Here is a 13734-nt window from a genome sequence, read left to right on the forward strand (position 1 = left end):
CGTGAAACAACAGATACAACTACGCCGCCGTGAGGTGGTTGAAGGGGCTGAGCTCCCCGCCGACCTGCCGCCGCTGCTGCAGCGGCTGTACGCCAGCCGCGGCGTCCTGCATGCCCAGGAGCTCGAACGCAGCGTCAAAGGCATGCTGCCGTGGACGCAGCTGAACGGCATCGAAAAAGCCGTTGAGATGCTCTACGACGCATTCAGGCAAGAGCGGCATATCGTCGTGGTCGGTGATTTTGACGCCGATGGCGCCACCAGTACCGCGCTGAGCGTGCTGGCGCTGCGCGCGCTGGGCTACAGCAATGTCTCCTATCTGGTGCCAAATCGTTTTGAAGATGGCTACGGGTTAAGCCCCGAAGTAGTCGATCAGGCCCACGCCCGCGGGGCGCAGATGATTATGACCGTGGATAACGGCATCTCTTCCCATGCCGGCGTCGATCGTGCCCACGCATTGGGGATCCCGGTGGTCGTGACCGATCACCATCTACCGGGTGAGACGCTGCCGGCAGCGGAAGCCATTGTGAACCCCAATCTGCGCGACTGCGATTTCCCCTCGAAATCGCTGGCCGGCGTCGGGGTAGCGTTCTATTTGATGCTGGCGCTGCGCACGTTCCTGCGCGATAAAAACTGGTTTGAAGAACGGGGCATCACGCCGCCGAATCTTGCCGAACTGCTGGATCTGGTCGCGCTCGGGACGGTGGCTGACGTTGTGCCGCTGGATGCCAATAACCGCATTCTCACCTGGCAAGGGCTGAGCCGTATCCGTGCCGGTAAGTGCCGTCCGGGGATCAAAGCGCTGCTGGAGATTGCCAACCGCGATCCGCAAAAGCTGGCCGCCAGCGACCTGGGGTTTGCCCTGGGACCGCGGCTGAATGCGGCAGGCCGGCTGGATGATATGTCGGTCGGCGTGGCGCTGCTGTTGTGTGATAACGTCGGCGAAGCGCGGATGCTGGCTAATGAACTGGATGCGCTGAACCAGACGCGCAAAGAGATTGAGCAAGGGATGCAGGCGGAGGCGCTCACGCTGTGCCAGCAGCTGGAACGCAGCGGCGACACGCTGCCCGGGGGGCTGGCGATGTATCATCCGCAGTGGCACCAGGGCGTGGTGGGGATTCTGGCGTCACGGATTAAAGAGCGTTTCCATCGCCCGGTTATCGCCTTCGCCCCAACCGGCGACGGGCTGTTAAAAGGCTCCGGGCGCTCTATCCAGGGGTTGCACATGCGCGATGCGCTTGAGCGCCTTGATACGCTGCATCCGGGGCTGATTCTCAAGTTCGGCGGCCATGCGATGGCGGCGGGGCTGTCGCTGGAAGAGGCGCGTTTTGAGGAGTTTCAGCTGCGTTTCGGCGAACTGGTCACCGAGTGGCTGGATCCGGCGCTGTTGCAGGGAGAAGTGATCTCTGACGGCCCGCTGGAAACGGCTGAGATGAGCATGGAAGTTGCGCATCTGCTTCGTGAGGCGGGACCCTGGGGACAGATGTTCCCGGAGCCGCTGTTTGACGGTCGTTTCCGCCTGTTACAGCAGCGCCTGGTGGGCGAGCGACATCTTAAAGTGATGGTCGAACCGGTTGGCGGCGGCCCGCTGCTGGACGGGATTGCCTTCAACGTTGATACTTCGATTTGGCCGGATAACGGCGTACGCGAAGTCACTCTGGCCTATAAGCTCGATATTAATGAGTTCCGAGGCAACCGCAGCCTGCAGCTTATCATTGACCATCTCTGGCCGGTCTGACGAAAAAGCCGTCAACAAACAGGCTGACGGAAAGCCGAAGTATATATAAAAGAGAGCGGGGATCCGGTACAATTCCGCTCTTATCACCGCATTTTGTCGAATCCATTAAAAGAAAATCGATCATGTTTGAAATAAATCCGGTAAAAAACCGCATTCAGGACCTCACGGAGCGCTCTGACGTTCTTAGGGGGTATCTTTGACTACGATGCTAAGAAAGAGCGTCTGGAAGAAGTAAACGCCGAGCTGGAACAGCCGGACGTGTGGAACGAACCTGAGCGCGCACAGGCGTTGGGTAAAGAGCGTTCTTCACTGGAAGCCATCGTCGAGACGTTGGATCAAATGTCCCAGGGGCTGGAAGATGTTTCCGGACTACTGGAGCTGGCTGTCGAAGCCGAAGACGAAGAGACCTTCAACGAAGCCGTTGCCGAACTTGACGTGCTGGAAGAGAAACTGGCGCAGCTTGAGTTCCGCCGCATGTTCTCCGGCGAGTATGACAGCGCCGATTGCTATCTCGATATTCAGGCCGGTTCCGGCGGTACGGAAGCCCAGGACTGGGCCAGCATGCTGACACGTATGTATCTGCGCTGGGCCGAAGCGCGCGGCTTCAAGACCGAGATTATTGAAGAGTCAGAAGGTGAAGTGGCGGGCATTAAGTCCGTGACCATCAAGATTATCGGCGATTACGCCTACGGCTGGCTGCGTACCGAAACCGGCGTTCACCGCCTGGTGCGCAAAAGCCCGTTCGATTCCGGCGGCCGTCGCCACACCTCCTTCAGCTCCGCATTTGTCTATCCGGAAGTGGATGACGATATTGATATCGAAATCAACCCGGCGGACCTGCGCATTGACGTTTACCGCGCCTCCGGTGCGGGTGGTCAGCACGTTAACCGTACGGAATCCGCGGTGCGTATCACCCACATTCCGACCGGCTTAGTGACGCAGTGCCAGAACGACCGTTCACAGCACAAGAACAAAGACCAGGCCATGAAGCAGATGAAAGCCAAGCTTTATGAGCTGGAAATGCAGAAGAAAAATGCCGAGAAGCAGGCGATGGAAGATACCAAATCCGACATCGGCTGGGGCAGCCAGATCCGTTCTTACGTGCTGGATGACTCCCGCATTAAAGATCTGCGCACCGGGGTGGAAACCCGCAATACTCAGGCCGTGCTTGACGGCAGCCTGGATCAATTTATCGAAGCAAGTTTGAAAGCAGGGTTATGAGGAACCAACATGTCTGAACAACAAGCACAGGGCGCTGACGCGGCAATTGACCTTAATAATGAACTGAAAGCCCGTCGTGAAAAGCTGGCTCAGCTTCGTGAGCAGGGTATCCCGTTCCCGAACGATTTCCGTCGTGACCATACCTCTGACCAACTGCACGCTGACTTCGATGCGAAAGAAAACGAAGAGCTGGAAGCACTGAACGTTGAAGTCTCCGTTGCTGGTCGTATGATGACCCGCCGTATTATGGGTAAAGCCTCTTTCGTCACTCTGCAGGATGTCGGCGGCCGCATTCAGCTGTACGTCGCGCGTGACGATCTGCCGGAAGGCGTCTACAACGAGCAGTTCAAAAAATGGGACCTCGGCGATATCATCGCGGCGCGCGGTAAGCTGTTTAAAACCAAAACCGGCGAGCTGTCTATCCACTGCACCGAACTGCGTCTGCTGACCAAAGCCCTGCGCCCGCTGCCGGACAAATTCCACGGCCTGCAGGATCAGGAAGCGCGCTACCGTCAGCGCTACCTGGATCTGATCTCCAATGACGAATCCCGCAAGACCTTTAAGGTTCGCTCCCAGATTCTGGCCGGTATCCGCCAGTTCATGGTCGGTCGCGGCTTTATGGAAGTCGAAACCCCGATGATGCAGGTGATCCCTGGCGGCGCGTCTGCCCGTCCGTTCATCACCCATCACAACGCGCTGGATATGGACATGTACCTGCGTATCGCGCCGGAACTGTATCTGAAGCGTCTGGTTGTGGGCGGCTTCGAACGCGTATTCGAAATCAACCGTAACTTCCGTAACGAAGGCATCTCCGTGCGTCATAACCCAGAGTTCACCATGATGGAACTCTATATGGCGTACGCGGACTATAAAGATCTGATCGAGCTGACCGAATCCCTGTTCCGTACCCTGGCGCAGGATATTCTGGGCAACACCGCGGTTCCTTATGGCGATCAGACCTTCGACTTCGGTAAGCCGTTTGAAAAACTGACCATGCGTGAAGCTATCAAGAAATACCGTCCGGAAACCGAGATGGCGGATCTGGATAACTTCGATTCCGCAAAAGCGATTGCAGAGTCTATCGGCATTCACGTTGAGAAGAGCTGGGGTCTGGGCCGTATCGTGACGGAGATCTTTGAAGAAGTGGCGGAAGCGCACCTGATTCAGCCGACCTTTATCACCGAATACCCGGCGGAAGTCTCTCCGCTGGCGCGTCGTAATGACCAGAACCCGGAAATTACCGACCGCTTTGAGTTCTTTATCGGCGGCCGTGAAATCGGTAACGGCTTCAGCGAGCTCAACGACGCGGAAGATCAGGCGCAGCGCTTCCAGGACCAGGTGAATGCGAAAGCCGCTGGTGACGATGAAGCCATGTTCTACGATGAAGACTACGTGACCGCGCTGGAACACGGCCTGCCGCCGACCGCCGGTCTGGGTATCGGTATTGACCGTATGGTGATGCTGTTTACCAACAGCCATACCATCCGCGACGTCATCCTGTTCCCGGCAATGCGCCCGGTTAAATAAGAGCGACCGTCAAAAACATAACCCCGGCTACAGGCCGGGGTTTTTTGTTTGTGCCCCGCTGCGCGAGTCGCGGGAGGATGCGGACAGGCGGCGAAAAACCGCTATCCGGCAAGACCGTTAATAGCGCAGCTGCGCGACATAGTTTCTCAACGCCTGCCGGGCATTATCGTCAGCCGCTTCGAGCACCATCCACGGACTGTAGGCCCACGGGGTGAGCGCCAGCGCTTGCAGTAAATCTTCCAGCTCACACCACTGATAGTCCATGACCTCGTCGCTATTGGCCAGCACCGGACTGATAATGCGTGCGGCGTAAACCGGGCAGACTTCGTTTTCGACAATTCCGTTTGGGGCCACCGCCCGGTAACGAAACGCCGGATGAACGGAGGCGATGTTGGCAATGTTAACGCCCAGTTCAAAACGGCTGCGCCGCGTCACGGCCTGTTCAAACGTCTCTCCGCTCTGGGGATGTCCGCAGACGGAGTTGGTCCAGACCCCGGGCCAGGCTTTTTTACCCAGTGAACGGCGCGTCACCAGCAGCTGGCCGTGGTCATTAAACAACCAGCAGGAAAAGGCGAGGTGCAAAGGGGTATTAAGGGTATGGGCGGCATATTTTTCCAGCCTGCCAACAGGCTTATCTTGCTCATCGAGCAAAATGACATGTTCCCCGGTCATGACAACTCCTGATAATAAAAATGACCCGGCATACGCTCGCCTGGTCACACACTCGGCACTAGGGTAGCCGATAACCGCTCGAAAGGCATTACCAAAACACGCTTCGGGCGCTGCAGACGGGGAAACACGAATCCGACAACGCAAGCGTATCGATTGGGGATCTGCCTGCGGGCTGGTATGATAGTTGTCCGTTGTGACGAGATGAGAGCTGTGCTGAGTGCAGGACGCCTGATGAGAAAACGCTTTTTTATCATGATGATGTTGGTCAGCAGCCTGGTGATTGCAGGATGTTCCAGTTCATCTGATTCCGGTTCCGTCTACACCGTGAAACGCGGCGATACGTTGTACCGTATTTCCCGGACAACCGGTACCAGCATTAAAGATCTGGCCCGACTGAATAATATCTCCCCACCGTATACTATTGAGGTTGGACAGCGTCTGAAGCTGAATCCGGCCTCGGGCGCCACAAAGGGCGGTTCATCCGGGAAGAGCAGCGCCGGTAAGCGCACCGCGGCCAGCAAGCCGCCGGCCACGCTGCCGCCGGTCTCCTGGCCACCGGTGGGGCAACGCTGCTGGCGCTGGCCGACCAACGGTAAAGTTATCCTGCCTTATTCATCAAATGATGGTGGTAATAAGGGGATTGATATTGCCGGCACGCGCGGCCAGCCGGTCTATGCGGCAGGGGCGGGTAAAGTGGTGTACGTCGGTAATCAGCTCCGCGGTTACGGTAATCTGATCATGATTAAACATGGTGAGGATTACATCAGCGCCTATGCCCATAATGACAAAATGATGGTCAATAACGGTCAGAACGTGAAGATTGGTCAGCAGATAGCCACGATGGGAAGTAGCGACGCCGATTCCGTGCGCCTGCATTTCCAGATTCGCTACCGGGCGACGGCTATCGATCCACAGCGCTATTTACCGCCGCAGGGCAGTAAGCCAAAGTGCTAAGAGGTTATTTTATCAGCAGTTAGCGTGATTCAGTCTTGTAAGACGGTGCGTAAGGTCTATAATGGCCCTCGCACCTCAACGCGGGCGTAGTTCAATGGTAGAACGAGAGCTTCCCAAGCTCTATACGAGGGTTCGATTCCCTTCGCCCGCTCCAGAATTTCTCCTGTGATAACATATCTTAGATAACATACTGTTTTTGAAACAAGTTTCTGAAATTGTATTGCATATCAGCCTCTCGTTTTAGCGCTCAAAAATACACCGGCAGTTGTCACGGAAAGTTACGGTTAGATGAACGTTTAACTTAACTCGGCGACGGTTCCAGATTGACGCCGCGATAGCAAAACGCAAACGAAAAAGCCTGACCGGGCATTGTCATTTCATCCCCTCCTATTAAAACAACGGCTTTTCTCGACAAATAGCCATCTGAAATCCGGGTACAGTAGGGTCGGTGTTGTCCATTCCGGAAACTTAATTTGACCCGCGGGAGCCCGTTATCATGTTCAGCCATATGCGTATTGCCAGACCCGTCACCGACCTGGCGCGCGCTTGCACCATGTACAGCCAGGGATTAGAGCTCCAACGAATTGCGGATTTTACCGACCATGCCGGCTTTAGTGGGATAATGGTGGGCCGTCCGGAGCTGGCCTGGCATATTGAGTTCACCCACTGTCACGATCATCCGCGTCAGCCTGCGCCGACCGATGAAGATCTGCTCGTGCTCTATTACCCCGATAAAGCAGCCTGGCAGCAGGCGTGCGCCAGAATGACGGCGGCGGGCTTTCGTACGATGAGGTCGTTTAATCCCTACTGGGATACCAACGGCAAAACATTTGTCGATGATGACGGTTATCGGGTGGTGCTTCAGAACCGCGACTGGCCATAGATTGAGGGCTCTCGTGGAACAGAGCGGCGGTTCAGGTGGCCCTGTCGGCGGCAGAACTCCAGGCGTTGAGTGCGGATATTTGCTATTCTGCATCACGTCAGGTTATTGAAGAGATTGAGAAATGGGGTCGTTTATCGTCGTCGTCTGTGTCATATGGCTTTTGTATCTAGGCGTGAAAATGCTGACCCGGACTCTGTATAAAACGGAACCCATAAACGCCAAACCAGAGCGCGATGTCTGGGGGCGCAGGGAAGGTGAAGGTCCGCTGTACCGTCGCGTCAATCGCGCAACGAAAGATGAAGATGACGAGGGATTGTTTCAGTCGGTCAACCGGCGGCAACAGGCCAGGACAGAGGAAAAAGACGTGAACGCCTCTGCTGCGTTCTACCAGTCCAGAGAGTGGCGCGCGCTTCGCTATCAGGCACTCAAAAAATATGGCGGTGCCTGTAGTGCCTGCGGGCGTTCGGCGGCAAAACATGGGGTGGTCATCCATGTCGATCATATTCGGCCCCGCAGTAAATACCCGCATCTGGCGCTGCGCCTGGATAACCTCCAGCTGTTATGCCACGAATGTAATCTTGCAAAAGGCAACCGCGACGAAATTAAATGGCGTTAGCAGCCGGTCTGGGTGCGCTTTTTTATCCCCTGGTTCGGAGTCAGGGCTCTGCGAATCGCAGGAAAAATACCCTAAAAATGCGCGCAAAGCGTCGTGTTTGATGCAGTCGTTGCGTCATACCGGTTTCTGTCCGGCCTGGCATCGGTTGCATATGTGAACGTCACTCTGTGACTAAATAATCAAGAGTGTGACTTATCGATACTTTCCCCTGTCGCGAAGACCAACCTCGTATTTACCCTACTTTTTATCGCGTTTTATTCGCAGCGCGCCTCAGCCTTGAGTATGAATATCTGTTTGTTCAACTTGTTGTTTATAAACATATAATTGCATTCATTGTTATCATTTGAGATGTCAATCACATTTTGTTGTCAGCCAACTTTAAATCTATAAAAGTAGACGTTTGTCGACTTTTCATCTAAAAGATGGGGTTGAGGGGCTAGACAAAACCAGAAGCTGGTTATCAAATAGTTAAAAAATATCGTGCCTCATGTAAATGATTGGCCAGTGTAAACATGGCTAACACGCTTTCCGCGGTCTCTCTGCGCTGCGGTGCATCTTATCTGGAGAAGTTATGCATTCCTCTGTGAATAAAAATGAAAGCCGGACCTTCTTTGGTCATCCATATCCGCTAGGTTCGTTGTTCTTTACCGAAATGTGGGAGCGATTCTCGTTTTACGGCATTCGCCCCTTATTGATTCTGTTTATGGCCGCCACGGTTTACGACGGCGGTATGGGGCTGGCGCGTGAAAATGCCTCGGCGATCGTCGGTATCTTCGCCGGCAGTATGTACCTTGCGGCGTTACCGGGCGGCTGGCTGGCGGATAACTGGCTGGGCCAGCAAAAGGCGGTCTGGTACGGATCGATTCTCATCGCGTTGGGTCATCTGTCGATTGCTCTGTCAGCGGTGCTGGGTGACAACCTGTTCTTTATCGGACTGATGTTTATCGTACTGGGATCGGGTCTGTTCAAAACCTGCATCTCGGTTATGGTTGGCACGCTGTACAAGAAAGGGGATGCGCGTCGTGACGGTGGATTCTCGCTGTTCTACATGGGCATCAATATGGGGTCGTTCATCGCGCCGCTGATTTCCGGCTGGTTGATTAAATCACACGGCTGGCACTGGGGCTTTGGCATCGGTGGCATCGGGATGCTGGTGGCGCTGGTGATCTTCCGGGTCTTTGCGGTACCGGCGATGAAGCGCTACGACAGCGAAGTGGGCCTCGATTCAACCTGGAATAGCCCGGTGGCGAAGAAGAACGGCGTGGGCGCCTGGCTGCTGGCGCTGGCCGTAGGTGCCGCGGTGATTATCACGCTGATTGCGCAGGGCGTGATTGTGGTTAACCCTGTTGCCGTTGCCAGTATGCTGGTATACGTGATTGCCGCTTCGGTCGTTCTCTATTTCATCTATCTGTTTGCCTTCGCCGGACTGAGCCGCAAAGAGCGCGCCCGTCTGCTGGTGTGCTTTATTCTGCTGGTTTCCGCCGCCTTCTTCTGGTCGGCATTTGAGCAGAAGCCGACCTCCTTCAACCTGTTCGCCAATGATTATACCAACCGTATGATCGGCAGCTTTGAGATCCCGGCGGTCTGGTTCCAGTCAATCAACGCGCTGTTTATTATTCTGCTGGCGCCGGTCTTTAGCTGGGCATGGCCGGCCATGGCGCGTAATGGCGTCCGTCCGAGCAGCATCACCAAATTCGTCATCGGCATTCTCTGCGCCGCTGCGGGCTTTGGCCTGATGATGCTGGCGGCACAGAATGTGCTGAACAACGGCGGGGCCGGCGTATCACCGTTCTGGCTGGTAGGCAGTATTCTGATGCTGACCCTGGGCGAGCTGTGCCTGAGCCCGATTGGCCTGGCAACCATGACGCTGCTGGCGCCGGAAAGAATGCGCGGCCAGATGATGGGGCTGTGGTTCTGCGCCAGTGCGCTGGGTAACCTGGCGGCCGGCCTGATCGGCGGCCATGTGAAAGCTGATCAGCTGGATATGCTGCCAGATCTCTTTGCACGTTGTTCGATTGCGCTGCTGATCTGCGCCGCCGTACTCTGCGTGCTGATCGTTCCGGTGCGCCGGATGCTGGAAAATACGCAGAACAAAACCGCACAAAAACCGGCTACCCACGCCTGACGGCAACGGAAACTGACAGTCGGTAAGCTGGCGCGTAAAGCGCCAGCTTTTTTTTCGTCTGAAATTTAACGGGAAATATCCGTCGGCCACACCATCGCCAGCGAGATATCCCCTTGGGTGAGTCCGCGACTTTTTCCCGGGCATATTATGAATGACCAGCGAACGGGCTGGAGGCAGTGAACGTCAGCGCCATGGCGGGGCAGGGGAAACCGTAAGAAAATGAGGCTGGCGGGATCAGCGCGGGCCGTCTGTCGGAGACGACCCGCTTCGGGTATTAACGGTAAACAATCCCGCCATCGATCAGGATCGACTGACCGGTCATATAGTCGGAATCCGGGCCGGCCAGATAGGCGACCAGGCTCGCCACATCGTCCGGCGTTTCCGCACGGCCAAGCGCAATCCCTTCTACATATTTTTTATAGGTCTCACCGACCGGCGCACCGGTAATTTCGGCAAAGCGCTTATCGATTTCGGTCCACATGCCGGTCCCGACAATCCCCGGGCAGTAGGCGTTCACGGTGATCCCGCGGCTGGCGTACTCTTTCGCTGCCGCCTGGGTCAGGGCGCGAACGGCAAATTTAGTGGCGGAATAGATCCCCAGCAGGGCAAAACCGTCGTGCCCGGCAATGGAGCAGGCGTTAATGATTTTGCCGTTTTGCTTGCGGTCGATAAATTTTTTCGCCGCGGCCTGAATGCCCCATAGCGTCCCCTGAACGTTGATACGCATGATGCGATCGACCTCTTCAGGGGTCACGTCGGCGAGCGCCTGTACCTGAGCAATCCCCGCGTTGTTCACGATGATATCAAAGCCGCCCAGCTCCTTTTCCGCCCGATCAATGGCGGCATACACCTGGTCACGTTCAGCAATATTCGCCACGAAGGTGGCGGCCTTACGGCCCAGCGCTTCAACTTCGGCGGCGACCGCCGCAATCCCTTCCGGGTTCACGTCGACAAGCATCAACGACGCACCCTCTTTGGCCAGACGTAAAGCAATACCGCGGCCGATGCCCTGACCGGCACCGGTGACTAATGCAACTTTATTTTCGATAGCCATTTCTGTACACACCTTGTACTGATTAAGAAACGATGGATGCCTGATGGAGAAAAGATTCGCTGTACGAAGGCGCAGGCCTGGCGTACTGCCCATCGGCGGCAAAGGATAAAACTACTCTATAGGTATGGATAAACGTGGCCTACCCCCCGGTTGGGGGGGATAATGGCGTATGCACGGGATAAGGAGGTTATGGCGCTATGGAATTGTTACCCCCGACGGATGACGCATTAAGCGAGTTTGTTCATCAGGAACCGTTTCGCCTTGCGCGCACCTTGCCGCTTATCGCGACGCGCTTTACGCCGCCGCGCACACCGGGGGTATTGCAGTCGCGCGATCGTCTGCTGCAGCGGCTGGACGCCGCGCTCACCAGCACGCTAACGCTGGTATGCGCCCCCGCCGGGTTCGGCAAAACCACGCTGCTGGCCCAGTGGTATCAGCATCGGCAGCAGCAGGGGAGTACGCTGGCCTGGCTGAGCATTGATGAAGATGACAACACGCCCTTCCTGTTTATGCGCTATCTGCAGGCGGCGCTGCGGCCGCTCTGGCAAGCGGCGAATGCTCTGCCGGAAAGCGCCCCCGGAGACGACTTTCGGCTGTTTCTCGCCGGGCTCGTCAACCAGCTGCACAGCTATCCGATTTCGCTGTCTCTGATCCTCGATGATTACCAGAATATTGCTCACCCGGAGATTCATGATGGTTTGAACTGGCTGCTGAACCACGCGCCGCCGTCTCTGCATCTGATTATTGCCAGTCGCAGCCAGCCGCCCCTGGCGCTGAGTCGCCTGCACATGGAGGATCGGCTGGTGGAGATCGATGATCGTGCGCTGCGGTTTAATGCTGAGGAGGCCAGAACCTATTTTGCCACGTCGATCTCCCCGGCACCGGATCCGCAGGAGATTCCGCGCCTGATTGCCCGCACGGAGGGGTGGGTTGCCGGTATGAAAATGGCGGCTTTAGCAAGCGGCAGCGCCCATTGTTGCCCGACCGACGGCAAGCTGAATACCACTTCCCGCGCCCTCTCTCGCTACCTGGAAGAGGTGATCTTTGCGCCATTGCCCGCCGGGGTGTTGGACTTTCTTCTGCGAACCGCAATACTCAACCGCCTGCATCCGTCGCTGTGCGATGCCGTGACCGGGAAAGGCAACGGAGAGGCGATGCTGGCGTGGATAGCCCGGCACAATCTGTTTCTCTCGGCCCTGGATGCGGACGGGTTCTGGTTCCGCTACCACCCGCTGATGCGCGAAGCGCTGCTGTATCGTCTGCAGCACAGTGCGCAGGTGGATATCCGCGTACTGCATGAACAGGCCAGCAACTGGTTTGCCGGACAGCAGCTGTGGGCCGAGGCGATTCGCCATGCGCTGGCCGCCGGGAAAACGGGGGCCGGACACGCGGAAGCCGGCGTGCAGTCGCTGGCGGAAGAGGGCGATATCGAGACGATGGTGCGCTGGATCCGCTATCTGCCGGCAAATCTGGACCCTTCCCGCATCGAGCTGCAAACGAACCTCGCCTGGGCGCTCGCACACCGTTTTCGTTTCCACGATGCCCGCCAGCTGCTGGACGCCATTGAGTCGCTGGCGGTCGCCAACCGCAGCGCGATGGCCCACAGTTCGTGGGTGAAGCTCCGCGTGGTTCGGGCGATCTGCGAAGCTTTCGCCGACAATATTGCCCAGAGTATTGCTATCGTGGAACCTCTGCTGCACGAGGTGCCCTGCGGCGATATCTGGGTGGATGGCCTGGTGTGCAATATTCTCAGCTACTGCCATCTGGCGAACGCCCGGCCGCAACAGGCGCTGGATGTCCAGCAGCGGGTAGCGGGTATGCGGGTGGCGAACCGCAATCTGTTCGTCGAGGTCTACCGGGCGTTTGTGATGGCCCAGGGATACCTGCGCCAGGGCAATCTGGCCGAAGCGCAGCGGCAGGCGGGGCGGGCGCTACAGTATGCCGAACAGCAGACCGGTCCTCACTCCAGCAGCGGCGCCACCCTGGCGCCGATTCTGGCCGAAATCGCCTGGGAGCAGGGGGAGGTACAGCGCATCCCCACTCTGCTGACGCTCCGTCTTGAGATGATCGATGACTTTTGCCCGCCGGATGGGTTTAGCCGCTGCTATATCGTGCTGGCGAAGCTGGCGCAACGTGATGGCCGGACGGATGAGATGACATCGCTGCTGCTGCATGCCGAAGGCCTGGCGGTTCAGCGTGGATGGCTGCGGGCGCAGGCGCCGCTGCTGGCTGAGCGTATTGCCAATGCGCTCCACGCCGGCGATCGCGCGGCGGCTGACAGTTTGCTTCGTCGCCTTCAGGGACTGTCTCTCGGCGCGGAGAAAAATGATGTGGTGAGCGCCTGTTTAACCCTCAGTCAGAGCCGGATGCTGATGGCCGACGGACAACCGCTGGCGGCGGCGCGGCAGCTCGATACGCTGGCCGCTGAGCAGGAGCGCGGCGGCGAGTGGCTGTTTGCCGTACGCCTGCGGCTTATTCAGGCCGTCGCCCTGTGGCGCGCCGGGGAACGGGAGCGGGCGATAACTGTGGGGATCCCGACGCTGCATCGCGCCTTTCAGCAGAAACTGTGGCGCAGCCTGCTTGATGGCGGAGAAGAGATGGCCTCATTACTGGCGGCTACCCGGCAGCGTGGGGGGCACGACGAGGTCTTCAGCGATGCGCTGACGCAGCACCTCGCCAGATTCAACGCTGCCGGGATCTTGCCGACCGTCAGCCGTCGGGCGCCCGCGCAGCTTCGCCTGACCGAGCGGGAACAGCAGACGCTGGAGCTGATCGCCGAAGGCTACTCCAACAAAGAGATCGCGCGGGCCCTGGGAATTACGGCCGAAACCGTGAAGTGGCATCTCAAGCAGCTGTACGACAAGCTGCAGGTCAATGGTCGGATTCAGGCGGTGAATCAGGCGCGCGAGTGGCAGCTATTCCGCTGACGCCCGCTCGCCGGCACGCA

10 protein-coding genes and 1 tRNA gene are annotated in these 13734 nt (G+C 57.3%); 9 read left to right on the forward strand and 2 right to left on the reverse strand.

Annotation, left to right across the window (positions count from 1 at the left end; translation table 11 throughout):
• Nucleotide 1: 1 nt before the first annotated feature.
• From recJ to lysS, 3 genes are all read left to right on the forward strand, one after another.
• Entirely contained in the window at nucleotides 2–1735 is a 1734-nt protein-coding gene (recJ, locus tag AC236I_RS04240; RefSeq protein WP_015585785.1) for a single-stranded-DNA-specific exonuclease RecJ, read from the forward strand.
• Nucleotides 1736–1857: 122 nt separating this feature from the next.
• Nucleotides 1858–2956 (forward strand): peptide chain release factor 2 gene (gene prfB / locus AC236I_RS04245; protein WP_099001586.1). Its coding sequence is split into 2 segments (ribosomal slippage): nucleotides 1858–1932 and nucleotides 1934–2956, totalling 1098 coding nucleotides; the frame shifts between segments, so codons are not numbered across the junction.
• Nucleotides 2957–2965: 9 nt separating this feature from the next.
• Complete coding sequence (lysS, locus tag AC236I_RS04250) at nucleotides 2966–4483, forward strand: lysine--tRNA ligase (RefSeq protein WP_004867343.1); 1518 nt, start codon at nucleotides 2966–2968, stop codon at nucleotides 4481–4483.
• 117 nt (nucleotides 4484–4600) lie between these two features.
• Here the strand turns inward: lysS and idi are convergent, their stop codons facing one another.
• Nucleotides 4601–5155, reverse strand: coding sequence for an isopentenyl-diphosphate Delta-isomerase (gene idi, locus AC236I_RS04255; protein WP_015585787.1), 555 nt, complete (start codon nucleotides 5153–5155; stop codon nucleotides 4601–4603).
• A 231-nt stretch (nucleotides 5156–5386) separates the two neighbouring features.
• Between idi and actS the strand changes: the two genes are divergently transcribed.
• The 5 genes from actS (at nucleotide 5387) to AC236I_RS04280 (ending at nucleotide 9733) form a co-directional block, all read left to right on the forward strand.
• Complete coding sequence (actS, locus tag AC236I_RS04260) at nucleotides 5387–6109, forward strand: amidase activator ActS (RefSeq protein ID WP_015585788.1); 723 nt, start codon at nucleotides 5387–5389, stop codon at nucleotides 6107–6109.
• An 80-nt stretch (nucleotides 6110–6189) separates the two neighbouring features.
• Nucleotides 6190–6263: transfer RNA gene (locus AC236I_RS04265), tRNA-Gly, on the forward strand.
• Nucleotides 6264–6605: 342 nt separating this feature from the next.
• Nucleotides 6606–6992: a VOC family protein gene (locus AC236I_RS04270; RefSeq protein WP_004867336.1), complete on the forward strand. Its 387-nt coding sequence runs from the start codon at nucleotides 6606–6608 to the stop codon at nucleotides 6990–6992.
• 121 nt (nucleotides 6993–7113) lie between these two features.
• Nucleotides 7114–7608 (forward strand): HNH endonuclease, encoded by a 495-nt coding sequence (locus tag AC236I_RS04275; protein WP_004867334.1) that lies wholly within the window; start codon nucleotides 7114–7116, stop codon nucleotides 7606–7608.
• A 571-nt stretch (nucleotides 7609–8179) separates the two neighbouring features.
• On the forward strand, nucleotides 8180–9733 hold the full coding sequence (locus tag AC236I_RS04280) for a peptide MFS transporter (protein WP_004867331.1): 1554 nt from the start codon (nucleotides 8180–8182) through the stop codon (nucleotides 9731–9733).
• Nucleotides 9734–10007: 274 nt separating this feature from the next.
• Here the strand turns inward: AC236I_RS04280 and AC236I_RS04285 are convergent, their stop codons facing one another.
• Nucleotides 10008–10787, reverse strand: coding sequence for an acetoin reductase (locus tag AC236I_RS04285; protein WP_004867328.1), 780 nt, complete (start codon nucleotides 10785–10787; stop codon nucleotides 10008–10010).
• Between the two features lie 197 nt (nucleotides 10788–10984).
• On the opposite strand from AC236I_RS04285, the gene AC236I_RS04290 reads away from it, so the two are divergent.
• The gene (locus tag AC236I_RS04290; RefSeq protein WP_104895680.1) at nucleotides 10985–13714 is read left to right on the forward strand and encodes a winged helix-turn-helix domain-containing protein; all 2730 of its coding nucleotides are present in this window, start codon (nucleotides 10985–10987) and stop codon (nucleotides 13712–13714) included.
• The last annotated feature ends 20 nt before the right edge of the window (nucleotides 13715–13734 follow it).

The sequence above is a fragment of the Klebsiella sp. Sb-30 genome, assembly GCF_057652795.1.